The following is a 24,862-nucleotide window of genomic DNA, read 5'->3' on the forward strand; positions in this document are numbered from 1 at the left end:
CCTGCTCGTAATCGAGCAGGCCTTTTTATGATGCCCGTTTATTCCAGCTTTTGAACGAATTCCTTATAAAGGGCCCTAAGTGCATCTCCCCTGCTGATGATGCCGACGACTTTATAATTTTTGTCCACGACGGGGATTTTCTTGAAATGATGCTTGGAAAGGACCTTTATCAATTCATCTAACGGATCTTCGGGAGATAGCTTTGTAATCCTTTTATTTTTAATGATTTGTGAGACTTTATCATTCATTTTGGATGTAACCTTTTCATCCAACTCTTCACCGGGAAGAACCGTAATATAGGTGAAATACCCCATGATGGCTTCCTCTGCGGGTGTCAAGTAACGGAGGATATCCCCGTCCGTCACCATTCCCAATAGCTTATCATGTTCATCCACAACGGGGACCCCGCCCACTTTATTTTCGATTAAGATCCGCAGAATTTCCTTTAATGTAAAATCAGGACGGGCTACGTAGACTTCCCTTATCATGAAATCCTTAACTAACATATTACCACCCCTTTTTTAAGTTTATACGTTCTGTATTCATCTCTCTCTATTAATACCCTTACTTACTCTATTTAAAAACCCTTGCCGCCTGAACTGCCTTTTTCCAGCCATCATATAAATCCTTCCGTTCCTGTTCTTCCATCTCGGGTTCGAATTTCTTATCGACTGCCCACAGCTTTGAAACCTCTTCCTGATCTTTCCAATATCCGACAGCAAGCCCAGCTAAATACGCTGCCCCTAAAGCTGTCGTTTCACTAATGACCGGTCTTTCGACTGGTACATTCAGGAGGCCGCTTTGAAATTCCATCAAGAAATTGTTTTTGACAACGCCGCCATCGACCCTCAATGCCTTTAGGTTAATCCCTGAATCGACTTCCATGGCCTTAAGTACATCTTTTGTCTGGTAGGCCAGCGCTTCCAATGTTGCCCGGACGAAATGCTCCTTCGATGTCCCCCTTGTCAGTCCGAATACAGCTCCCCTGACATCACTATCCCAATAAGGGGTACCTAATCCAACAAATGCGGGAACTACATAGACACCATCGGCTGAAGTGACCCGCAAAGCATACTTTTCACTGTCTTTCGGATCATGCAAGAGTTTCAGCCCATCCCTTAACCATTGTATGGCCGAACCTGCGACAAAAATACTGCCTTCCAAGGCATATTGGACTTTTCCATTCAGCCCCCATGCAATCGTGGTCAACAGGCCATGCTCTGATTTCACTGCCTTTTCTCCTGTATTCATCAGCATGAAGCATCCTGTGCCATACGTATTCTTAGCCATTCCTTTTTCAAAGCATTCTTGTCCGAACAAAGCGGCCTGTTGATCTCCCGCTGCCCCGGCAATCGGGATTTCGTGCCCAAAGAAATGGTGTGGCGCTGTTTTCCCGTATATCTCCGATGAAGAGCGAACATCCGGGAGCATCGATCGCGGCACTTGCAGGATTTCCAGTAGCTCTTCGTCCCACTTCAGGTCATGAATGTTATACATCAGCGTCCTTGAAGCATTCGAATAATCGGTTACATGTGCTTTACCACCCGAAAGTTTCCATATCAGCCACGTATCGATCGTACCAAACAATAAGTCTCCGTTTTCAGCCTTTTCCCGTGCCCCATCTACATGGTCGAGAATCCATTTCACCTTTGTACCGGAAAAATAAGCATCAATCAACAAACCGGTTTTTTGCAAAAATAAGTCTTCGAGACCTCCATCCTTCAATTGCGTGCAAATTTCGCTTGTCTGCCGGGATTGCCAGACGATGGCGTGATGGATCGGCTGACCTGTTTCCTTATCCCATACCACGGTCGTCTCCCGTTGATTCGTTATGCCAATTCCAGCGATCTGTTCAGGCTTTACATTCATTTCCGATAGACAGGAAGCGATTACCGCTAGGATGGAACCCCAAATTTCATTGGCGTTATGCTCCACCCATCCAGGATTTCTGAAATATTGGGTGAATTCCTTTTGGGCAATATGCAAAACCTCCCCGCTTTTATTAAATAAAATGGCCCGGGAACTTGTCGTTCCCTGGTCCAATGATAGTATGTAAGTCTCCATGGCTGTCTCCTCCTGCACTTAAGAAAAAGTTCATTCCCGCTTAAGTGTCATGCTGTTTTTCTTCCTACATTTTACTAGATATACCCGTGAAAACAAAAAATATATAAATTACGGCGAAAAATTGAAAAATATTGGCAGGTTAAGAGTTTATCTTTTACAATGAAAATAAGATTGATAGGAGGAATGGAAAATGAATAACCATGAAATAGATTTTAAATTATATGGAGATGACATGCAGTTTGTTGAAGTGGAATTGGATCCTCAGGAAACGGTGATTGCCGAAGCTGGAAGTTTGATGATGATGGAAGATCAAATCAAGATGGAAACCATCTTTGGCGATGGGTCATCGAATGGTGACAGCGGAATGATGGGTAAGCTATTCGGTGCCGGGAAACGGCTCCTTACTGGTGAGAGTCTTTTCATGACGGCTTTTACGAATGAAGGACGAGATAAAAAACATGTTTCATTCGCCTCGCCTTATCCAGGTAAAATCATTCCGATGGATTTAAGCGAGCTCGGCGGGAAAATCATTTGTCAAAAAGACGCATTCCTGGCGGCAGCGAAAGGCGTTTCAGTCGGAATTGAGTTTCAAAGAAAGATAGGGGCAGGCTTCTTTGGCGGTGAAGGCTTCATCATGCAAAAACTTGAAGGAGATGGAATGACCTTCGTTCATGCCGGCGGCACAATCCATAAAAAAGAATTGGCTGCAGGAGAGATCTTACGGGTCGATACAGGATGTTTAGTAGCGATGACTAGCGGGGTAGATTATAATATTGAAACTGTAAAAGGCGTGAAAACAGCTTTATTCGGTGGCGAAGGTTTATTCTTTGCAACATTAAAAGGACCAGGAACCGTCTGGGTGCAATCTTTGCCATTCAGCCGGCTTGCAAGCCGTGTATTTGCTGCAGCTCCGCAAAATGGAGGATCCTCCGAAGAAGGCAGCGTAGCTAGAGGCTTATTCAATTTATTCAACGATAAATAAGAACCGGACCAATGACTGCCATCATGGCAGTCATTGATCTCTTTTGAAAAGGATGGGTAGCTACATGCAGCTTGTTAAGTGGTCCTACATGAGACGCTATAATATCAAGGCAATTTTTGATCAATTCCCGAATTCGCCTGTTATTTTCCGAAAAATAAGAGATTACTATTTTGTTTATACCATTCACTGGACAGCTGCCGATGGCCCTATCGGCATAAAGGAGCTTGAAGAAATGGAACAGCTGCTCAACCGGGAACTCGGGACTGAACTGCAATATCTTTATCGGAAAAAATGAGATTACTCCTCGTACATCATTTTTCTTGTCATGCCTCCATCGACGATAAGGTCAGCACCCGTAACGAAATCATTTTCCGATGCCGTCAAATAAAGACAGGCCCTTGCAATATCCTCAGGCTTGCCAACCCGATTGGAAAAATGCTGCTGGTGATCTTTATCCCTCAGCGATTCATAATCTCGCGTTTCAATCCATCCCGGAGAAATCGAATTGACCGTAATTTTCTCTTTGCCTAAAGAAGCGGCAAGTGCATGTGTCAGTGCTTTGATCCCTCCTTTTGTCGCTGCATAGGATTCCGAATCAGGTTCAGACATCACCGCTCTGGTTGATGCCAAATTGATGATTGCACCTCCCTTTTCATTTTTCCGCATCGATTCTGCAGCAGCCCGGGAACAAAGGAAAACACTGCGCAAATTCGTATTCATCATATCGTCCCATTCCTCAATCGTCAGGTCATAAAGCGATTTGAATAATGCCTTTCCTGCATTATTGATTAATATATCAATGGTCTTATATGTTTTTAGAGTTACATCCATCAAATGATGGATGTCAGCTTCCTTGCGTACATCCGTTTTGACGAACATGGCTTCATGACCGTTACTTTTGAGCTCTTCCACATACGAAAGACCTTCCCGCTCGTCCAAATCTGCGAGAACGACTGAAGCGCCGCTTTCTGCATATCCCTTTGCCACGCCTCTCCCTATCCCATTCGAAGCGCCAGTTACAATCACCGTTTTATTTTTGAAACCCATTATTCCATCCTCACTTTCACAGATTTGTCCCTATCATAATATCCAATTCGCTACACTTCAAACAATTTCCATCATCAATAACCTGGAGGACCCTTATATTTTTCTAGCTGCCCTAAAGTGATGTATGATAGATAATAACAGCAAGAATGAACCAGATTGAACGGGATCCGCTATTATCTTTCTTACGGTGTAAAAAACTTATATTGGAGGAATGTAAAAATGGACTTATTAAAAAATGTGTTTTCTTTAGGATTAGGTGCTGCCGCTGCTACAAAAGAGCAAATTGAAAAAGCAGTGGACTCTCTTGTCAAAAAAGGCGATATCAGCAAAGAAGACTCCAAGGTCCTTTTGAAGCAATGGGTCGAAAAAGGGGAACAAGCCCAAAAGCAGCTGGATGATTCCATCAAGGCCAAAGTCAACCAAGCGCTCAATGGCCTAAACTTGGCAACTAAAGAAGAAGTTCAGGAATTGGAGCGCCGTATCGTAATTTTGGAGAAGCAGAACCAAAACTTACAATCGTGACAGGAGGTACTTCAATGTTTCGCAAGCGACTGAAACACGCACATCGTTACCAGGAAATCATTAATGCCTTCTTGAAAAATGGTTTCGGTTACTTCATCTATCGCCTGGGATTATCCGAGAGCAAAGCGGGATCGAAACTCCAACCCGATGAAAACCTGAACCTCCGCTCAATCGGAGAGCGGCTGCATAAGATATTACAAAGCTTGGGACCAACATTCATTAAACTTGGTCAGATTGCAAGCACTAGGCGTGATTTCGTTCCCGATGAGATCGTCCGCGAACTTGAAAAGCTACAGGACCAGGTGACCCCTTTTCCATTTGATAAGGTTCGCAAAATTGTCGAAGCCGAATTGGGTGATTCTTTGGAAAACATTTTTCTTGAATTTAATGAAACCCCTCTGGCAACCGCTTCAATTGGACAGGTCCATACGGCACGCCTTCCTTCACAGGAAGTCGTAGCAATCAAAGTGCAGCGGCCCGATATTCTGCCGACAGTGGAAACGGATTTGGAAATTCTCGATGATTTGGCAAGACTTATGGAAGCTCGCATATCTTGGGCAAGACGCTACCAAATCAGAAAAATGATTGATGAATTCGCTAAATCACTACGCGCAGAACTCGATTATAACTCCGAGGGTCGAAACGGGGAAAGAATTGCCAAGCAGTTCATCGATGATCAAGGGTTTAAGGTACCAAGGATCCATTGGGAGTTTTCCACAAAAAGGGTCCTGACGATGGATTTCATTCAAGGAATTAAGATCAACCATTATAAGCAGCTTGATGATGAAGGTTATGATCGCCGGCAAATCGCAGAAAGATTAGCGAACTCCATGCTTCAGCAAATATTGATTGATGGATTTTACCACGGCGACCCCCATCCGGGCAATATCATCATTTTGCCGGGAAATGTCGTCGCACTCATGGATTTCGGAATGGTGGGACGTCTGGAGGAAGAAACGAAGTATCAGTTCGCCTCGCTAGTCATAAACCTGAAACGCGGAAGCACCAATGGATTGATCAAGACGCTTTCAGATATGGGCCTCCTGACGGACGAAATCGATATGGCTCCATTAAGGGGGGATATTGATGAGCTGCGAAATAAATATTATGATATCCCATTGAGCCAAATCAGTTTAGGCGGAGCAGTCAATGACCTGTTCACTGTTGCCAATCGGCATCAAGTCCAAATCCCTCCCGAATTCACGATGCTCGGCAAGGCTCTGCTTACCATGGAGGCCATTGTCGAAGGGTTAGATCCGAATTTCAGCATCATGAAGGCAGCTGAACCTTTTGGGGAGAGGCTTTTTAAGGAACGCTACAATCCAAAAAACATTGCGAAAAACGCCTGGAATCAATTCATCGAGTCTGCTGAAGCCATTGCCGAACTGCCCAAGGATGTCAAGGAAGTGACAAGTATCATTAAAAAAGGGAAATTGCGGCTCGATATCAACATTCCCGAACTTCAAGTATTTTTACATAAGCTTGATCAAATCTCGAACCGGCTGTCGTTCAGTATTATCCTGCTTGCATTCAGCATAATTATGGTCGGTCTCATTATCGGCTCTGCAATAGGCGGGGAAACCTTAATCCTATGGAAAATACCGGTTATCGAGATTGGATTTGTCGTTGCAACCCTGATGTTCTTACTTATGCTCTACACCATATTCAGATCCGGAAAAATGTAACCTACTATAAAAGGGGTTCAGATTGGTTTCATCCCGAACCATGAATTTAAAACAAGTCCTTATCCTTTAAGTTTTTTACTGCAATTCTCACTGGATTGAAGAAATTTACGACACTCCTGCCGAATAACTGGGCTAGCCGAAACCCACAGACGCTTGCATTGATGAGGCTTGTCTACAGTTGGAAAGGGAGTGGATTTCCGAAAGCAGGTTTTCCAGCAGTCTGAAGGGAACCCCTTTAATGCAGGGTTCCCTTTTCGTGATTTCATTCATTGGTTATTTATCCGTCGTTCATATGAAACGGCATACGCACTATGGCGAAAATTCAAGATCCGGTCTTCCGAGCACTCGATTCCTTCAGAAATATTGGTTGGATCAAACAATAAAGAATCTTTACACACTTCCGATTTTTTGGAGATCATTAAATGCCCAATCGTGATTACCTGTTTATCTTCCGGCCAAGCTGTGGTTGGATCGTCAGTCGGGTCATTTTCCCCTCCTATTTGTATGTTCAATTTAAAGCCCACCGGACCTTCTTTCAGCCTCTCTTCCATTTCTTCATTCAGATACTCTGGCGAATGCTTGGCCAAATCCTTTCTTTCTAGCATACTAAGGCCGGCATCAGGTACCCACTCGTACTTGATGGCCTGCCTCCTTCCTTCCGCGTTAATGAAATAGAATGCATGAATGGAATAATATTGACACGTTGAGAAACTGGCTGGAGAACGCATTTCTTTAAGCATTTGCAGGCTTGCCTTGCTTTCTGGATACTTCCACAGGATTTTTGCAAGCTCTTTCAGATTTGGGAAACCTTCTTTGGCAGATTTGAAAAAGCCAGCTATATCAACAAACGCTTCCGGTGTTTTCGCAAAGAATAACGGAATGGTCACAGTATTAAGATCTGACACCTCTCCATTCGGCAATTGAAACTTGACTGCCATGCCCTTTACAGGGGAAATGGCATCAGGATGGCTTGGAATCGGCGAGCTATTTGAAAACCGAATGATCGCCGGCACGGCTTCATCCTGAAGATGCGAAGCCACCGTTAATGGGGACGCTTTTCCGTTTGGGGTAAAAACCCCCTCATAAACATATCCCCTTGCATGTGCACGCCGATAACCAGGATATTTTCCAGCTACATCTTCAATCACATTAACTGCTTCCCTGGCTAATTCAGGTTTCAAGTCGTCAGTTTCCTCCAACATACCTCACCCCACCTTTTCAGATTATAATCCACTATTACATGTACCCTTTATTCCATTAGCTTATTCTTTCTTGAATCACCGAAAGCATTGATTGCAAAAAAACACCTGGAAATATCCAGGCGCTGCAAACTTATGTATACCTTTATGGACACGTGATTTTATCCATTAATTCAAATGATCGGCCTACAGATCTCTTTTTCTTCCATTAGAAAAATACTCATTCCTATTCCCGCTCCACCTGTGAAAGGATCACATGGGTAACGGTTGCCGCAAAAGGAATGGTCCGATTGATGAATTCCTCCACTTCTTCAAGACTCTGAGTGTGGATTTTCAGCATAAAGCAAGCCTGCCCGGCAATTCGATAACAAAAGTCAACATTCGGCACCTCGGAGATATACTTTTTGAATTTCTCATATTCCCCATTTTTTATCGTTGCTTCCACGATACACTCAATTGGAAAACCGATCTTTTTATGATCAATCTCGGCAACATACCCTTTAATGATCCCGAACGACTCCATTTGCCGTACCCGTTCGGCAACGGTGGGAGCAGAGAGGTTTACTTTCTTTGCCAATTCCCTCATGGAGATGCGGCTATTCAACGTTAATTCGGCAAGGATGCTCTGGTCTTTCTCATCTATTTTCATTTTTAAATTATTCCCCTTCCTCTCTTTACATTCTTTCATTATTCAACCGCATTTCTTTACAAACGGAATTAAATTTCTTGGTTTTTTATATTAGGATTATCTCAAAGGAGAGATGTTCATGACAAGAATAAAAAAATTATCACAGGGATCCAGTCCATTTCAAAGATTATTTCATTCTGAAGAGATTTCGCATAAATGGTCGGAGCTTTCAGATTGCATATCTGCAGATGGGAAACTTTCGGAGAAGTTAAAGGAAAACGTCAGAAGGGTGCTGGCATACGGTAATGGCTGCTCATACTGTCAGGCAAAAGGGACTCCACTAAAGCCGGAAGATATGAAAGAAAGCTATGCAATCGCCTTTGCGGAGGTATTTCTCTTGCAACGTGAAAAAACGGAGGAAAAATTTTTCCAGGTGTTGAAGGAGGCATTCAGTGATGAAGAAATTTCTGAACTATTGGCATTCATTTGTTTTACAACCGCCCAGCAATATTTCGGGGCTTTGATGGATTTAAAATAACGACAAAAAGGAACAGGCGCATTGCCTCGTTCCTTTTGTAATAAACCTATTTTCTAGTTTGAACGGTCACCGAATCCTTATAAATTGAATTACCACCTAGGATTTCGCCCCATGATCCTCCATTTCATTGATCCTTGGAAGAATGGAGCGGGAAGGTACCGGGGATGTCAAAACCACGGATGTATTCAGATGACCATATGGTATCAATCGATCTATCAGTAATCTCATGCTGTCCATATCAGCTAAAGCCGCTTTCAAAAAATATCCAACTGTTCCCGTTACACGATGGCACTCGATAATGTCTAAATCATTTTTCACCAATGTCTCAAAATCGGAAACAGGAACCTTAAGTTCACTCACCTGAATGAACACAAGTACACCCCTTCCTATTGCCAGAGGTGAAACCCTTGCGCTGAACCCCTCAATGATCCCCTTTTCTTGCAGGCGATACATACGTTCAGAGATGCTTGGTCGACTGAGAGCCAATTTCTTCGATAGTTCACTAATCGTAATGCGTCCATCTCTTTGTAAAAGTTCCAGTAACCTGACATCTATTTCATCCATGAAGCAACCGCCTTTCATAATGAAGGAATATAAGCATATATTTCTTTAAAATGTTGTATGGATAGCAATAAATACATTCTTTTTTGTATGTAATTTTACCAGTTAATATTCTATCATTAAAATAATCAAATAGAAAAAGAAAATTCAGAATTCACCAAAGGGAGGAACCTGCATTGACCTTTACGAAAATCCCGGTTCGACAAAACATCGAAAGCATCAGCCCATATGTTTCCGGCAAGCCAATTGAAGAAGTGCAACGCGAACTTGGTCTTGAAACGATCGTTAAATTGGCATCCAATGAGAACCCATTCGGTTACTCACCTCTAGCAAAAGAAGCCATGCTTACCGAAATGGAGCAAACCTCCTTATATCCTGAAGGTATGGCACCGGCATTAGCTGATAAGCTGGCAAGGAAATTGAATATCAATAAAGATCATATCATTTTGGGAAATGGTTCTGATGAAGTGATTCGTTTGTTAACAAGAACCTATATCCAACAAAATGATGAAGTCATCATGGCTGATGTGACATTTCCACGGTATGAAACGAATGTATTGATTGACGGCGGCACACCTGTAAAGATACCTCTTATTAATGGGGTACATGACCTGCAGGGTATGTATGAGGCCATAACAGAAAAAACAAGAATGATATTTGTCTGTAATCCCAATAATCCAACAGGAACGATCGTTCAAAAAGAAAAGTTGCGCACTTTTATCGAGAAGGTGCCGAAACATATTTTGCTGATCGTTGATGAAGCATACTATGAATATGTCGAAGATGCAGAATTTTTAGAAACCTTACCACTTCTCAATATGCATTCAAACCTGGTTATCTTACGCACTTTTTCGAAGATTTATGGCCTGGCTGCATTAAGGATTGGATACGGTTTAATGGATGCTTCAATCATACAAGAGCTAGTTAAAGTGAAGGAGCCCTTCAATACCAATCGTTTAGCACAGGCTGCAGCATTCGCTTCCCTCGACGACCATCCATTTGTTGAGAAATGTGTTCGTAAGAATGAGGAAGGAAGAAGATATTTAGAAAACGAACTAAGCAAGATGGGATTAACATTCTACCCTTCACATGCCAACTTCTTGATGGTCAAATTGAATCAACCTGGCAGGGACATTTTTGAGAAGTTATTAATTCAGGGTGTCATCATCCGTTCAGGTCATTTGCTAGGCTATGAAAATACTATCCGCGTGACCATTGGCACTGCGCCTGAAAACGAGAGATTCATAGCATCCTTACAACATATTATCAATAAAACGTCTGGTGCATGACCGATCGAAATGAAGTTGCTGTATATCAATGATCATTAATGAAAGATACGACATGGACGCCTTTGCCCATGCCGTATCTTTTACGTGAATTTATTTAGCAATATCCTTTTCTATTATAGGTGTCTCCTGTGCATCCACACTTTTAAATTTAAAAATCGAAATCGAGATTAATGCAGCCAACACAATCAGGCAAGCAATGATACTGATCCGATTCTGTTCACTGAACACGAACGTGACACAAATGATGCTTAAGGTGATTACAGTAAACAAGGTTACATATGGAAAGCCCCACAATTTAAAACTCGGAGCCTTGGGATAAGAATTGCGAAGTTTTAGCTGCGCTAAACAGATGCTGATCCATACAAGTGATACTACAAAGCCCGGAAAAGCCATTAATAGAGTAAATGCCTGGTCCTGTGCAACGAAAGTAATCATGGAGCCGACGACCAATACAACTGCACTTAATATCAAACTATACAAAGGAACGCCATTTTTTGATACATAAGAGAATGATTTGGGAGCTTCCCCTTCTGCAGCTAAAGAATGCAGCATTCGGGTACACCCATATATTCCAGAGTTAGCGGCTGATAAGACTGCCGTAATCAAAATGAAATTCATGATATGCGCAGAACCCTGAAAACCTGACATTGACAAAACTTGTACAAACGGACTTGCCTGGTCGCTAATTTCGTTCCAAGGAATCAAACCGCAGATTACAAGGATCGGTAAGGTGAAGAATAAAACGACTCTCCAAATATAGTTTTTAATGACCTTAGGTAAAATGCGTTCTGCATCCTTTGCTTCGGTTACTGTCACCCCTATTAACTCGGAACCGCCATAGGAGAACATGACGATCAGTAACGCCGAAAAGATGGACATCCATCCATTTGGGAAAAATCCTCCATGCCCTGTGAAGTTTTGCAGATAATTAGATCCGCCGCTTGGGATCACTCCAAATAAAATACAGGCTCCCAATATGATGAATAAGATGATCATTGTAATTTTAATGCCAGCAAACCAAAATTCGAATTCACCATAATTTTTGACATTCATCATGTTAATCCCAATTATGAAAGCCGCACACCCTAAACTTAATACCCATAGAGGGATAGCCGGGAGCCAATATTGCAAGAAGCTTCCTGCCACCACTACCTCAATGACACATACGGACAGCCACATGAAACAATACATCCAGCCTACGATGAAGGAAAAACGCTTACCGAATGCTTTCTGTACGAAACCCTTCATATTCGTATTTGGATAGACAATCGCCATTTCTGCTATAGCACCCATGACTACAAGCAGTAATAATCCTGCAAAAATATAAGTGAATATAACTCCTGGCCCTGCTAACGATATGGTTTCGGCACTTCCTTTAAAAATCCCAGTACCTATAGCCCCTCCCATTGCCATCATGCTAATATGCCGTGGCAATAATTTCTTTTGCAGTGACCCACCATTTGACTCCATTACATTTGCCTCCTTCATTCCATAATTTTCTCATATAAATTAAACCCATTTCAATCGTTGAATGGCGAATAGATAAGTTATCTCATCAACCGTTATGGTTTAGGAGTGGAAGAAAGCAAAGCCTTCTTGAAAACTCTTCTCATACTTCCCCAAAGTAAAAATGATATCAATAAGCTGATGGTTTTACAAGAGGAATCATTGCAGGCTAATATGGCTCCCGTATGGTCAAACGCCGGTCAGATTTTCGAAATGGAGTGACTTGCTGATAGCCTTGCCTTACGGGGACCAATGACCGGGTTTCTGACTCTATTAAAATGAAACATTCTAATCGGGGACTACATCGGTAATCCCCATGATACATATTCCAGTTATGTTATTTATTTACGATGTGAATCGCATGTCCCAAAACTGCCTCAGCCGCTTCCATCCACCCCTCGGTCAAAGTTGGATGAGGATGCATGCTGAGGGCAATATCCTCGACCCGAGCCGCCAGTTCAAGGGCAAGGACCCCTTCACCTATAAGGTTGGAAGCATCAGCACCTACCATATGCATCCCGAGCAATATGTGGCTATTAGCATCCACGATCACTTCAGCAAATCCCTCCGTTTCACTCGTTGCAAGCGCCCTTCCGTTGGCACTGAACGGAAATTTGCCGACCTTGACGCTGAAACCCTGTTGTTCAGCTTCTTCACGGCTTAAACCAACACCAGCTATTTGTGGTTCCGAGAAGATTACATATGGAACATATGGTGAGTCTACGGCACTTGGCAGCCCCCCTATCACTTCAGCTGCCACAATTCCCTGTTTGGATGCTCGATGGGCAAGAGCCGGACCAGGTGTAGTATCACCGATGGCAAAGATGTGCGGCACATTTGTACGGCATTCCATATCCACTGCTATTTGGCCTTTCTCGCCAACCGTAACTCCAGCCCGATTCAGGCCAATTTCTTCAGTGTTAGGTATCCTGCCAATTGTAACCAGGGTCTTTTCGCTCACGACCACTTCCGTCCCCTGTTCTTCCGAGGACACATGAAGATGTACTTGGCCATTCACTACTGTCGCGTTTTCTACACTCGAGGAGGTTTTGATTTTCATCCCAAGCTTCTTGGCATTCCTTGTGACTTCCTTTACCAAGTTTTCAGCAACTTGGGGGAGTATGCGATTGGCCATTTCAATGATGGTCACTTTAGTACCTAGCTTTGCAAATGCCATACCCAATTCGATTCCGATATATCCTCCGCCAATGATTGACAAGCTTGAAGGAACTTCCTGCAGCTGCAAAGATGATGTCGAATCCAATATATATTCTCCATCGACTTTAATGAAGGATGGAATGAAAGGCCTGGACCCCGTCGCAATAATTGCCTGCTCAAACTTATAGGTTTCGAAATCGCCATCGGTTTCGACTCCAATGCGGTCATCAGATAAAAAGGTTGCTTGACCTTTAACCACCGTCACTCCATTTTCCTTACACAAATGGGCAATACCTTGCCTCAATTGAGATGTGATGCCCGCTTTCCAATCCTGCCAAACTCCCAAGTCCATAGTCGTGCTTTCCTGAGGCAGCCGGATTCCCATTTTCCCTAAATCATTAAGACTTTGGTATTGATTTGCTGCGTGAATTAATGCCTTTGATGGTATACAGCCCCGATTAAGGCATACCCCGCCCAGCTTATCCTTTTCAACAAGCACGACTGATTTTCCTAACTGGCCGAGACGGATAGCCGCAGCATATCCTCCCGGACCTCCTCCCATGATGACAACATCCGTCTCTACAGCAACTTCCCCAACTACCATTTATCTCATCTCCACAACTAAACGAATTGGATTTTCCAGCAATTCCTTAATTCTATTGGTAAAATGCACCGCTGTTACCCCATCAATCAAACGATGGTCGAAAGAAAGTGACATATTCATCATTAAACGGATAACACCTTCCAAATCGCGAACGACCATGCGATGTTCCATTTTATGCAAAGCTAATATGGCCGCTTCCGGATAGTTAATGATCGGGGTCGCGTGCATCCCTCCGATCGGTCCTACATTGCTGATGGTAAATGTACTGCCTGTGATTTGATCTATGTTCAGCTTCCCTTCACGGGCTTGGGCTGCCAATCGCTTGATTTCATCAGCCAGTTGGAAAATGGTTTTTTGATCGGCATTTTTTATGACTGGTACAATGAGACCCTCGTTTGTATTCGTCGCAATCCCAATGTGATAATAATTTTTCAGGATGATTTCATTGGTTCTTTCATCAATTGAAGCGTTTAGTGTTTTGAACTCCTTTAAGGCGATGACAATCGCTTTAACGAAAAATGGCAAAAAAGTCAATTTAATATCCTTATCATCGGAGTACTCCTTTAATTGATTTTTAAATTCCTTCAATCGGTCCATTTCCAATTCATCTACATGTGTTACATGAGGAATGGTTGAAACCGACTTTACCATATGTTCAGCGATTTTTTTACGAATGCCTTTAAGCGGAATCCGCTCTTCCCGCTCATTTTCCAAACCTTTTTCCTGGATGGCATCCTTCATCGGGGCCATATCTTGAACAATCCTGTCCTCAAGCTGTTTGGCTTTTTCTCGTGTAAACGAATTATTTTCTTTAAACTGCTTCAAGTCACTTTCGGTAATTCGCCCAGCTGGACCGGAGCCTTTAACCTTCTCGATATCAATCTTCATTTCCCTCGCCAATTGACGCACGAATGGTGTTGCCAGCGCACGCAATGTCTCATGATGCTGTTTAGTCGTAATATGCTCTGCATTCACTTTTACATCGCTAGATTGCACGGCATGGTTTTCTTCTTCAATAATGACTGTATCCGGAACTGACATATCGTTCTCTTCCTGAATTGTGAATATTGTGGTTCCCACTTCCACGATATCCCCTTCGGAAAAAAATATCTTCTTGACCACTCCCGCTGCGGGAGCAGTCAATTCAGCATTGACTTTATCCGTTTGCACCTCAACAATGGGTTGATCCTGTTTTACCGCATCCCCCTCTTTGATGAGCCATTGGATAATTTCCCCTTCATGCATCCCTTCCCCTACATCAGGAAGTTTAAATTCCATCATGCGTCATCCTCCTTCTCCCTTAATCACAATTAAAATGATATCGTTTCGACTATTCCTTGTTTTACACGGTCAACAGTCGGTAAATAATGATCTTCTATTGTAAACGGCGGAACCGGAACATCAAATCCAGTTACACGCTTAATCGGCGCTTTCAGGTAAATAAGAGCTTCATCATTAATGATGGAGATGATCTCAGCACCTAATCCGGCAGTCTTATGGGCTTCATGGACGATTAATGCACGACCTGTCTTTTTAATGGATTGCACGATCGTATCCCTATCCAGAGGGTATAAAGTTCTAAGATCGACCACTTCACATTTCCAGCCTTTTTCCGCTTCAATCTTTTTCGCGGCATTCAATGCCTCCCTTAACATGGCCCCCCATGCAAAAATGGTCAGGTCGCTTCCCTCCTGGACCACTTTTGCTTGACCGATGGGTATTCGGTACATTTCGTCGGGAACTTCTTCCTTAAAGGCCCGATACAATTTTGTCGGTTCCAAAAAAATCACCGGATCTGGATCTTCGAGCGCTGAAATGAGCAGCCCTTTTGCGTCATATGGATTACTGGGTGCAACCACCTTTAAACCCGGAGTATGGGCAAAGAAGGTTTCGACACTTTCGGAATGAAGTTCAGGACCCCTGATTCCGGCACCATATGGAGTACGGATTACGAGGGGCACCCCAAATTGCCCACGAGTACGATACCTCATACGGGCAGCATGGGAAACGAGTTGCTCGAATCCAGGATAAATAAAGGCGAGAAACTGGATCTCCACTATGGGCAGCATTCCGTTAAGGGCTAAACCAATGGCAGAGCCGATGATTCCAGATTCAGCTAATGGCGTATCGACAACTCGATCTTTTCCATACTTCTCATAAAGCCCTTCCGTTGACCGAAAAACCCCGCCATTAACTCCAATATCCTCACCCAAGATCATCACGCGATCATCATGACCCAGCATTTGGTCCAGCGCTTCCGTAATAGCCTGGAGCATCGTTAAATTTTTGCCCATTATTTCTTCCCGCCTTTCCTTAAAATTTGATTCAATTCCTGCTTCTGTTCCTTTAGATGCCATGACTCCTTTGCATATACATGGTTAAACATTTCGAGCGGGTCGGATTTTGGATAACCTTCTGCTCTTTGCAGGTGAGCATCGATCAGTTCGTTGAATTGTTTTATCACCAATTCCTCCTGCTCTTCATTCCAGTGACCCTCTTTATCCAAATACTTTCTAAGACGTGTTATGGGATCGCGGTTTTCCCTCCAGAACGTTGAAATTTCGTCCTGATCGCGATATATGTTCGGATTGTCTGCAGTAGTATGGGCGCCATAGCGAAAGGTAATGGCTTCAATCAATGTAGGCCCTTCCCCTTTTAGCGCTCTTTCGACAGCATCCTTTACAGTCAGCCATACTGCAAAAATATCATTTCCATCCACCCGCACCCCATGGATGTCATAAGCAGCAGCCCGCTGGGATATCGTTTTGGATGCCGATTGCTTTTCAAAAGGTACACTGATTGCGTAGCCATTATTTTGGCAGAAAAAGATTGTCGGGGTTTTATAAACGCCAGCAAAATTCAGTGCCTCATGAAAGTCCCCTTCTGAAGTGGCACCATCACCAAAATAAGCAATGCTAACATTCTGTTCGCCTTTAAGCTTACTTGCCCAAGCCGTACCAACTGCATGAACCATTTGAGTGGCAATGGGAACACTTGGAGGCATAATCCTTTTTCCTTCTGGACAAATTGAGCCGTCAAAATGTGCCATCCAGTATAGGAAGACACGGTATAATTCCTGACCATGAATGATTGCAGCTCCATGATCACGGTATGTGGGAAACATCCAATCCCCTGCCGACAATGCTAAAGCGCTTCCTACCTGTGATGCTTCCTGTCCTTCGAATGGTGCATATGTCCCAATCCTGCCTTGGCGCTGAAGATTAATTGATTTTCGGTCAAATGTTCTGAGCAGAAGCATGCTCTCATACATCTTTAACATAAGTGATTTATCGATTTTTCCATCAATCGTTTCAATGATTTCCCCTTCAGGAGTCAATACACGAAACATTTCCGGCTCAGTTCCATCTGAATGCGCTTTCATTATTGGGTTTCCCGTCTTTTCCATTTCATTTCTCCCCTTAAGATAGATTTGATTCGCAAACTTACCAAGGTTTTGAACAGTCATGAAATAACAGCCCAAAATGTTTTATTGGTCTCTATGTCTGTGATTAAATGCTGTTTCATAAAATACATTTCCTTATATAAAAGGATAATACATCCAAGTTTTTAATAATATGTTAAATAGAATGAATTTTTCATATATTGCCTTTATTTAGAATATGTTTTCTGATACTTCACCTTCATTTTGAAAATGAGAACATTCAATGGGTAAATTTCATTTATTACCTACAAATTGTGATATGCTCGATTTATTCACGACCTCACCCAAAAAGTATCCAGCACAAAAAAAGACCCATTATATAATTAAGGGTCTTAGACTGTATACAAACTCCAAGGAAAAATCCAGTTGCATACGTTTTTTTCTAATGGAATATTCCAGTTGATTTCTGAAATCCAATGAGGATTATAGTAAAAACATGAAGGATAATCGAGTTTACTTTTTTAATCTTGGTTCAGGTCGAGAAATCCGAAACTCCTTTTGTCAAAAAAAAATTGATGGAGCCGCCAGACTCTAGACGAATTGGAGAAGGGCCAGTTTCCATACAATATTTCTTAAAAAAGAAGTTCCATTTGATTGGAGCGGGTGTTCGAGACTCCTGCGGGAAAAAGCGCGTCGAGGGAGACCCCGCAGGCGAGCGCCGAGAAGGATCCCGGACGCCCGCGGTAAGTGAGTGCCTGGAGTGGAAATCATTACACATTCCCTCTTTCAGAAATCCGAAATTAGATCAATGTTACCCCTTTTTGCAATTCAGGATAAATGGGGTGGAACTTCGCACCGAAATAGCACCCAAAATTAGAAAGATCTATTTTTCAAATGTTCCTTTCACGACTGCTTCACCATCCTTGACCATGATTTGTCCCATCGCGATAACACTATTTATTTCTAAAGTTTGTTTCTTCATTATGATGATATCGGCGTCCTTACCTACCGCAAGCTGACCCTTTGCAGAAAGTTTTAAAATGTTTGCCGGGTTTGCCGTCGCAACTCGTATGGCATCGGCAATTGTCACTCCATCCTCGAGGACCGCATCGACAACACAATCATATAAGGACATGCATGTACCAATGTTCAAACCCCGCAGGTTGCCGCTTCCATCGAAGTCAGGCAGGCTGGCTTGTCCATCTGAAGTTATGGTAATCTGCCCGATTTCAACGCCTTCTTCCAGTGCCCTTTTTATTGCTGTACTTGCTTTGACCTCCCCTTCTTCAAGGAACTTCTCGATCGTACTTGTCGTAAAATCGATATACCCCCCTTTTTTTGCATATTCCACCCCTGCATTGAATAAATGCGGATTTCGGTTTATATGTGTAGGATAGAACTGAGTGATCGGTATTTCCGTTGTCTCGACAACTTCCTCAATTACATGCAAATGATCTAGACTGTCTCCGACATGAATGTTGACGATACCGCATTTCCCGGACAGCAGACCTCCATTACGCGCCTGAGAGGCCAGTTTAGCCAGCTCAGCTGCAGTCGGCTGCGAGGAACGATGATCGGCAATGGCTATCTCGCCAACACCGATAATTTTATCGATAAGAATCAAATCATCTTCGATCTTACCTGTTAACGTCTTGACTGGAACTTGATAGGAACCAGTCTGAACGAAGCAGCTAATTCCCTCTTCTTCAAGCGCTCTCGCTTTAGCAAGCAGTGCGGGCATCGTCCTTGTCGTTCCATCTGTTCCGATGACCCCTACCAATGTCGTTATACCCGCTAAAGTGGCATCTGTTAATTGGATTTCAGGAGTCCTCGTTTTAAAGCCGCCTTCCCCGCCTCCGCCGATAATATGTACGTGACCATCTATAAAACCCGGAGCCACGATTTGGCCATCCGCATCAATCACCTCCAATTCAACGAAATTGTCAGGTACCTCAATCTTGTCCTCGATGAATCCAATTTGCTTCCCAACCAAGAGGATATCTTTTTGGCCCATATATTCCGGACCATATAGCTCCCCATTTTTAATAAGTGTGAGCATTCTCCTTCTCCCTTCAAAAAATACAAATTTTCAAATAGGTTTCAAAATCTTTTACCCGGGTAAATATACAACATGACCAGCTAACAATTACATAAAAAAGACCAAACATACTTGTTCATTTTTTAAAAGTTGTAGCCGAATTGACATCTTGATTATGCTTTTCCAAAAGTATAAAAACAAAAGGAGCAAACGACATGAATAAAGTGATTTCTTCTGACATTAAAACAAATAAAAGATTATCCATGCGACAAATCATGAACCTATATCAAGTTACAAAAGAATTTAAAGGGAATATATATTTTATCTGCAACCATAAATTGGTCGATGCCAAGAAACTTTCGACTTTCGTATCCTTTGTGCTCATTCTTCAAGAGTGTGCAACCATGAAAGTCATCCTTGAAGGCGAGAATGTACATGCCATGCTAGAAAAAGTACAGGCTATTTGTAAAGAAAATGATGAAAGTTCATTCGGTTTCCAATCGAACCAAACCGTTAATATTTAAATGATTCCGACTACGTTATGAAGAGGGTGTATAAAAATGAGAACCATTTTAATGGTGATAGGCGCAATTGTCGTAATCGGCATTATAGCAAATCTAATTTTTTAAAATAAATGAAGAACTGTAGCCAAACGCGAGTTTGCCTGCAGTTTTTTTATTTTAAAAACGTTCCAGTTGATTTCATCCTGAGCTTTTTTGGGCGGTTCACAGATTTATTCGGCCTTACCCGCTCTTTATTCGGCCGTTCTCGGATTTATTCGATCTTACCCGTTCCTTATTCGACCCTACTCGGATTTATTCGACCCTACCCGCTCTTTATTCGGCCCTTCACAGATTTATTCGACCTTACCCGCTCTTTATTCGACCCTTCTCGGATTTATTCGGCCTTACCCGCTCTTTATCCGGCCGTTCTCGGATTTATTCGGCCTTACCAGCTCTTTATTCGGCCGTTCACGGATTTATTCGACCTTACCCGCTCTTTATTCGACCCTTCTCGGATTTATTCGGCCTTACCCGCTCTTTATTCGGCCGTTCACGGATTTATTCGATCTTACCCGTTCCTTATTCGACCCTTCACAGATTTATTCGACCTTACCCGCTCTTTATTCGACCGTTCACAGATTTATTCGACCTTACCCGCTCTTTATTCGACCGTTCACAGATTTATTCGACCTTACCCGCTCTTTATTCGACCCTTCTCGGATTTATTCGGCCTTACTAGCTCTTTATTCGGCCGTTCACGGATTATTCAGACTCCGGAGCCACGTATTAAATCCGCTCCCTTTCGTCGACAAACTGAGACTGTCAAATGATTGACAGTCTCAGTTTGTTAATTTTATTTAAACCCCCTTACCTGAGAATCACCATGGAACCTCCCAGTCCCTCCATTTATTCAAACCTTCCCTAATCTCATTTCCTTTATCAATCCAATATTGTCTCCTTTTGTGCTCTTCTTCCTTCTCCTGTTGCTCTGCTATAAGTGCCTGCTGTTCAGCTATTAGCGGTCCGATATCCTGAGCTTTAAAAGATTGAGCCGCTTGATTTTGTAAAGCTTGCGCCATTATTTTTTGGAAGATGAGTGCACTTCCCTGACTGCTGTGTGTCGTTAGATAATGATTTTCGTCGGTCTTATCATATCCAGCCCATACAGCACCGACCAGCGAAGGTGAATAACCGATGAACCATTGATCTTTAACCCCTGATATTCCTTCGATGGGAACTTGTGTGGAGCCTGTTTTACCTGCTATTTCATAACCTGAAACTGCGGCGTTTTTCGCTGTGCCATATTCCACTGTTCCAAGCAGCATGGCATTCATTTTATCGACGGCGCCTACTGAGGTCACTTTGGTGCTCTTCTCTTTCCAGGCGGCAACCTCTTTTCCATCGGCATTTTCTATTCTTACAATGGCATGGGTCTCCATCCGTTCCCCTTCGTTGGCAAAAGCTGAAAAGGCTCCTGCCATCTGCAGCGGGGAAACACCTTTTTTCATCCCTCCTAAAGCGATCGACAGGTTTCGATCATCCTTTTCATATGGAATTCCAAACCGCTTAAGTGAATCAAGCCCCTTATCGATGCCAATCTCATTCAATAGCCAAACCGTCGGTACATTCAAGGAATTCATCACCGCTTCATACATGGGGACTTCTCCTTTATATTCACCGCTCAGGTTTGTTGGCTCATATTCACCGAAGCTCATTTTTTCATCCTTTAAAGGGTCAGTGATATCATATCCCTCTTCAACAGCTGGCGTGTAAACGACAAGCGGTTTAATGGATGATCCAGGAGACCTTGTCAGCTGGGTGGCCCGATTATATCCCATGAATTGATGTTCACCTCTCCCGCCGACAAGTGCTTTTATGCCGCCGGTTTCAGGATCAAGGAGAACAGACCCGCTTTGAACCAGTTCTTCTGTACTCGTTCCAGCTGGAAAATTGGCTGCATTCTCATACACGGTTTCTGTAGCCTGCTGCATGGATTGGTCCAGAGTCGTGTAAATTTTATAGCCCTTTGAAAGCAGCTCCTCAAGCTTAATTCCATATTTACTTGATGCTTCCGATAAAACATGATCGACATAATAGGGATATTTACCTCTTAATGGATCGGTTTCCTTCTCCCCCATAAGAAGTGTCACCGCATCTTTTTTTGCAGCTGCTTCTTCATCTTTCGTCAAATAACCATGTTCCGCCATTCTCGAAAGAACCAAATCGCGCCGCTTCACTGCCCCGTCTAAATTCTTGTATGGATCAAGTTTGGATGGCAAGTTAATGACTCCCGCCAGCAATGCGCCCTCGGCAACGGTCAATTCAGAGACCTCTTTGGAAAAATAAATATTTGCAGCCTTTTTGATTCCCCATGCCCCATGGCCAAAATAAACTTGATTCAAATACATTTCCAGAATTTCATCTTTTGTATACTGATTTTCAACTTCCTGGGCGAGAAAAAACTCTTCTATCTTCCTCTTCAGTGTTCGATCCGATTCCAGCATCGTGATTTTCACAAGCTGCTGGGTGAGCGTGCTCCCGCCTTCAACAACACTTCCAGCCTTTGCATTTTTAACCAAAGCCCTCATAATTCCTTGATAATCTATGCCGTGATGTTCATAAAAACGGTGATCCTCAATGGAAACCACCGCTTGTTTCATATGTTCCGGTATTTCATCTATCGCAACACCTTCGGATTTATTTGCCGTGATCGTACTGGCAAGATTCCCATCCAAATCATAGATCCCTGTCGGTTGCTGAAGCTTATTTTCAAGATGACTTATATCAGCACCCTGCCTGAAATACAACAGTGAACCGGCGCCTAAAACCACTATCACCAATATTATAATTAGACCTAATTTCACTAACCCTCTCATTTGTACCCCCATTTTCCCATCTGCGACATGTTTCATTAAAAATATTTTACCCTTTTTATTAAAGAAAACTCGTCGATTGAATAAAAGGCCGAAGCTAGGCGCCCTTTTCATGTATCACTATACTCGGATATCGGCACCCTTGATGATATTTCTTCATAGTCTGAGCGTGACAACTTACTTAAGGACCAGATTTCATCCTACCATTTTAACTATGCTCGTATCTATCCTTTACCCGTAAATGGCAGTCTATATACAGATTAAAGGCGTGAAGCCATTTAAAAGTGGGTATAACACCTTTAAGGTCTTAAAAAGGGGAGAGATGATATTAATGAAGGACTTAAAGCATATTGTCGTCGCTTTTGATGGAAACGAAGAGAGTAAACGGGCTGTCGAATATGGAGCAACATTGAAAAAGGCCTTTCCAAAAGCCGAGTTGACCGTAGTTCATGTCCTAAATGATAAAGTTGAACAGCGTATCGTGGGAGACGCCTCTGCTCCAGGGTTCGTACCTGCTGCCGGATTTTATGTAGATCCAGTCCAGACACATCCTGTTGTTGAAGTTGATCAGCCACGAAATCAAAAGGTAAATGACACCCCTTCCGCCATCGAGAATAGTATTCAGAACGCAGAAAGTAATACGTTGAGATTGTTAAGTGAATGTCAAGTCAAGGGGAAATTCGAACTATTGGAAGGATATGCGCCAGATAGCGTATGTGACTTTGCAGCAAGAACTTCAGCTGATCTTATCGTTGTCGGCAATAGCGCTAAAAGCGGTTTGGAAAAGTTCTTCCTTGGCAGTACAGTAGTTCCATTTTGAAAAACGCCCCCTGTTCGGTATTCATTGCAAAATGAAAGTTGAGCCGGTTCACACTAATTGTTCATACTTCGAAAAAGTCCGTTTTCTTATAGAATCCGGACTTTTTGTTGGATTTTTCAGTAATACATGTATTGTTTGTATCCAAAACCACATCCCTGCACCAGTTCGAACTGTTCACTCTCAGCCTATTTGGCTCCCCTTTGTAAGTATTTAATTTTCGATCATCGGATAGAATATTACAATTAAAGAAAATGCACATGTCATCAAAAATCGCCGTTCCCATTTTATGGCGATATTCTTTCGTTTATCCAACTTCTTTACAGACCTTCAATACACCTGCTATTAACCATGTTAGATGGCTAAATACGACAATTTTTCTATAGACTCACTAAGGTTTGATTTGGTATCTTTATTAAGCCTAATTTACATTGGGGAGGGAATGGACATGGATAAACATTCGATTTCAGCTGAAAAAGGCGCGTACATAAGCATCGCCGCTTACATATTCTTGTCTGCTCTTAAATTGTCATTCGGTTATTTTGGAGATTCCAAAGGGCTTTGGGCTGATGGTTTAAATAATACGACTGACATCATCGCTTCCATAGCCGTATTGATCGGTTTAAAAATTTCAAAGAGACCTCCCGATGATAATCATTCATATGGTCATTTACGGGCGGAAACCGTAGCCTCGTTGGTAGCTGCCTTCATCATGATCACCGTGGGCCTCCAGGTTGTATTCAGTGCCATTGAATCCTTCTTTCACCAAGATTCAACAACCGTTCCCAGTATGCTGACCGGCTATGTAGCTCTATTCTCTGCAATCTTCATGTACGGAATCTACCGTTATAACTTATCTCTAAGTAAAAAGATCAACAGCTCTTCCATCTATGCCGTCGCACAGGATAATCGATCCGATGCCCTTGTCAGTGTTGGTGCTTTCATTGGAATCATCGGCACCAAGATGGGAATCCCTTGGCTGGATGCGATAGCTGCAGCAGTCGTGGGGATCATTATCTGTAAAACAGCCTGGGATATCTTTCGTGATGCCTCCATCTCTTTAACCGATGGTTTCGACGAGCAGCTCCTGCAAAAGATCGGAAAAACCATTATATTGACAGAAGGTGTTAAAGAAATGAGTGAAATTAAAGCCCGGATGCACGGAAGTGAAATCCTGCTCGAAACTACCGTTCACGTTAACCCCCTTTTGACCGTCATTCAAGGTCATGATATTACGGTTAAAATCGAAGAGAATCTTTTGAAGGAATATAATATTCAGCATGTGATCGTTCATATCGAACCATATGCATTTCATAAAAAAGGTAACCGTCATTAACTTTACGGATACCTTTTTTTGTTATTAATTCCTGTAATTACTGTAATAAAACTGTGTCAAAAAAAGGTATTTATTGATTGATTGCCGAATATTTATCCAATTGACACATGTTAAAAGAACAGTAATCTGT

General features: G+C 42.7%; 22 protein-coding genes. 9 read left to right on the forward strand and 13 right to left on the reverse strand.

The window, feature by feature from the left end; all coding sequences use genetic code 11:
* Nucleotides 1–38: 38 nt before the first annotated feature.
* A complete protein-coding gene (locus ACWF5P_RS07080) occupies nucleotides 39–506 on the reverse strand; it encodes a CBS domain-containing protein (RefSeq protein WP_452444749.1) in 468 nt (155 codons plus the stop codon).
* Nucleotides 507–573: 67 nt separating this feature from the next.
* Entirely contained in the window at nucleotides 574–2,064 is a 1,491-nt protein-coding gene (glpK, locus tag ACWF5P_RS07085) for a glycerol kinase GlpK (RefSeq protein ID WP_452444750.1), read from the reverse strand.
* Nucleotides 2,065–2,254: 190 nt separating this feature from the next.
* On the opposite strand from glpK, the gene ACWF5P_RS07090 reads away from it, so the two are divergent.
* Both ACWF5P_RS07090 and ACWF5P_RS07095 read left to right on the forward strand, forming a co-directional pair.
* Nucleotides 2,255–3,046: a TIGR00266 family protein gene (locus ACWF5P_RS07090; protein WP_048687434.1), complete on the forward strand. Its 792-nt coding sequence runs from the start codon at nucleotides 2,255–2,257 to the stop codon at nucleotides 3,044–3,046.
* A 64-nt stretch (nucleotides 3,047–3,110) separates the two neighbouring features.
* A complete protein-coding gene (locus tag ACWF5P_RS07095) occupies nucleotides 3,111–3,341 on the forward strand; it encodes a hypothetical protein (RefSeq protein ID WP_101224224.1) in 231 nt (76 codons plus the stop codon).
* A 2-nt stretch (nucleotides 3,342–3,343) separates the two neighbouring features.
* On the opposite strand, the gene ACWF5P_RS07100 is transcribed toward ACWF5P_RS07095, so the two are convergent.
* Nucleotides 3,344–4,093 (reverse strand): SDR family NAD(P)-dependent oxidoreductase, encoded by a 750-nt coding sequence (locus ACWF5P_RS07100; protein WP_101224225.1) that lies wholly within the window; start codon nucleotides 4,091–4,093, stop codon nucleotides 3,344–3,346.
* A 219-nt stretch (nucleotides 4,094–4,312) separates the two neighbouring features.
* Between ACWF5P_RS07100 and ACWF5P_RS07105 the strand changes: the two genes are divergently transcribed.
* Nucleotides 4,313–4,615: a phasin family protein gene (locus ACWF5P_RS07105; protein ID WP_230177310.1), complete on the forward strand. Its 303-nt coding sequence runs from the start codon at nucleotides 4,313–4,315 to the stop codon at nucleotides 4,613–4,615.
* A gap of 14 nt (nucleotides 4,616–4,629) precedes the next feature.
* The gene (locus tag ACWF5P_RS07110) at nucleotides 4,630–6,300 is read left to right on the forward strand and encodes an ABC1 kinase family protein (RefSeq protein ID WP_452444751.1); all 1,671 of its coding nucleotides are present in this window, start codon (nucleotides 4,630–4,632) and stop codon (nucleotides 6,298–6,300) included.
* Between the two features lie 266 nt (nucleotides 6,301–6,566).
* On the opposite strand, the gene ACWF5P_RS07115 is transcribed toward ACWF5P_RS07110, so the two are convergent.
* Both ACWF5P_RS07115 and ACWF5P_RS07120 read right to left on the reverse strand, forming a co-directional pair.
* The gene (locus tag ACWF5P_RS07115) at nucleotides 6,567–7,502 is read right to left on the reverse strand and encodes a catalase family peroxidase (protein ID WP_452444752.1); all 936 of its coding nucleotides are present in this window, start codon (nucleotides 7,500–7,502) and stop codon (nucleotides 6,567–6,569) included.
* Between the two features lie 223 nt (nucleotides 7,503–7,725).
* The gene (locus tag ACWF5P_RS07120; protein ID WP_452444753.1) at nucleotides 7,726–8,148 is read right to left on the reverse strand and encodes an Lrp/AsnC family transcriptional regulator; all 423 of its coding nucleotides are present in this window, start codon (nucleotides 8,146–8,148) and stop codon (nucleotides 7,726–7,728) included.
* Between the two features lie 118 nt (nucleotides 8,149–8,266).
* Here ACWF5P_RS07120 and ACWF5P_RS07125 point away from each other — a divergent pair, with 118 nt between their 5' ends.
* Nucleotides 8,267–8,665 (forward strand): carboxymuconolactone decarboxylase family protein, encoded by a 399-nt coding sequence (locus ACWF5P_RS07125; protein WP_452444754.1) that lies wholly within the window; start codon nucleotides 8,267–8,269, stop codon nucleotides 8,663–8,665.
* Between the two features lie 96 nt (nucleotides 8,666–8,761).
* Here the strand turns inward: ACWF5P_RS07125 and ACWF5P_RS07130 are convergent, their stop codons facing one another.
* The gene (locus ACWF5P_RS07130; RefSeq protein WP_101224229.1) at nucleotides 8,762–9,229 is read right to left on the reverse strand and encodes an Lrp/AsnC family transcriptional regulator; all 468 of its coding nucleotides are present in this window, start codon (nucleotides 9,227–9,229) and stop codon (nucleotides 8,762–8,764) included.
* 173 nt (nucleotides 9,230–9,402) lie between these two features.
* Between ACWF5P_RS07130 and hisC the strand changes: the two genes are divergently transcribed.
* A complete protein-coding gene (hisC, locus tag ACWF5P_RS07135; RefSeq protein WP_434168796.1) occupies nucleotides 9,403–10,515 on the forward strand; it encodes a histidinol-phosphate transaminase in 1,113 nt (370 codons plus the stop codon).
* Nucleotides 10,516–10,605: 90 nt separating this feature from the next.
* Here hisC and ACWF5P_RS07140 read toward each other — a convergent pair whose 3' ends face one another.
* The 6 genes from ACWF5P_RS07140 to iadA form a co-directional block, all read right to left on the reverse strand.
* Nucleotides 10,606–11,985, reverse strand: a complete 1,380-nt coding sequence (locus tag ACWF5P_RS07140) for an amino acid permease (protein ID WP_101224231.1) — start codon at nucleotides 11,983–11,985, stop codon at nucleotides 10,606–10,608.
* 373 nt (nucleotides 11,986–12,358) lie between these two features.
* Nucleotides 12,359–13,783: a dihydrolipoyl dehydrogenase gene (gene lpdA, locus ACWF5P_RS07145; RefSeq protein ID WP_434168794.1), complete on the reverse strand. Its 1,425-nt coding sequence runs from the start codon at nucleotides 13,781–13,783 to the stop codon at nucleotides 12,359–12,361.
* Nucleotides 13,784–15,064 carry a 2-oxo acid dehydrogenase subunit E2 gene (locus tag ACWF5P_RS07150; RefSeq protein WP_434168792.1) on the reverse strand — a complete coding sequence of 427 codons (1,281 nt, stop codon included), beginning with the start codon at nucleotides 15,062–15,064 and terminating at the stop codon, nucleotides 13,784–13,786. It abuts the gene before it with no gap.
* A gap of 29 nt (nucleotides 15,065–15,093) precedes the next feature.
* Entirely contained in the window at nucleotides 15,094–16,077 is a 984-nt protein-coding gene (locus ACWF5P_RS07155; protein WP_101224443.1) for an alpha-ketoacid dehydrogenase subunit beta, read from the reverse strand.
* Nucleotides 16,077–17,189 carry a pyruvate dehydrogenase (acetyl-transferring) E1 component subunit alpha gene (pdhA, locus tag ACWF5P_RS07160; protein ID WP_434168791.1) on the reverse strand — a complete coding sequence of 371 codons (1,113 nt, stop codon included), beginning with the start codon at nucleotides 17,187–17,189 and terminating at the stop codon, nucleotides 16,077–16,079. The genes ACWF5P_RS07155 and pdhA overlap by 1 nt, the downstream gene beginning before the upstream one ends.
* Nucleotides 17,190–18,048: 859 nt before the next feature.
* Nucleotides 18,049–19,224: a beta-aspartyl-peptidase gene (iadA, locus tag ACWF5P_RS07165; protein WP_434168790.1), complete on the reverse strand. Its 1,176-nt coding sequence runs from the start codon at nucleotides 19,222–19,224 to the stop codon at nucleotides 18,049–18,051.
* A gap of 194 nt (nucleotides 19,225–19,418) precedes the next feature.
* Here iadA and ACWF5P_RS07170 point away from each other — a divergent pair, with 194 nt between their 5' ends.
* The gene (locus ACWF5P_RS07170) at nucleotides 19,419–19,727 is read left to right on the forward strand and encodes a hypothetical protein (RefSeq protein WP_098372549.1); all 309 of its coding nucleotides are present in this window, start codon (nucleotides 19,419–19,421) and stop codon (nucleotides 19,725–19,727) included.
* Nucleotides 19,728–20,584: 857 nt separating this feature from the next.
* Here ACWF5P_RS07170 and ACWF5P_RS07175 read toward each other — a convergent pair.
* Complete coding sequence (locus ACWF5P_RS07175; protein ID WP_434168789.1) at nucleotides 20,585–22,618, reverse strand: PBP1A family penicillin-binding protein; 2,034 nt, start codon at nucleotides 22,616–22,618, stop codon at nucleotides 20,585–20,587.
* 292 nt (nucleotides 22,619–22,910) lie between these two features.
* On the opposite strand from ACWF5P_RS07175, the gene ACWF5P_RS07180 reads away from it, so the two are divergent.
* Together ACWF5P_RS07180 and ACWF5P_RS07185 are read left to right on the forward strand one after the other, a co-directional pair.
* On the forward strand, nucleotides 22,911–23,399 hold the full coding sequence (locus tag ACWF5P_RS07180) for a universal stress protein (protein ID WP_452444755.1): 489 nt from the start codon (nucleotides 22,911–22,913) through the stop codon (nucleotides 23,397–23,399).
* Nucleotides 23,400–23,844: 445 nt separating this feature from the next.
* Nucleotides 23,845–24,732, forward strand: coding sequence for a cation diffusion facilitator family transporter (locus tag ACWF5P_RS07185; protein WP_402941120.1), 888 nt, complete (start codon nucleotides 23,845–23,847; stop codon nucleotides 24,730–24,732).
* Nucleotides 24,733–24,862: the final 130 nt, after the last annotated feature.

This window comes from Peribacillus sp. NPDC055009 (genome assembly GCF_053608705.1).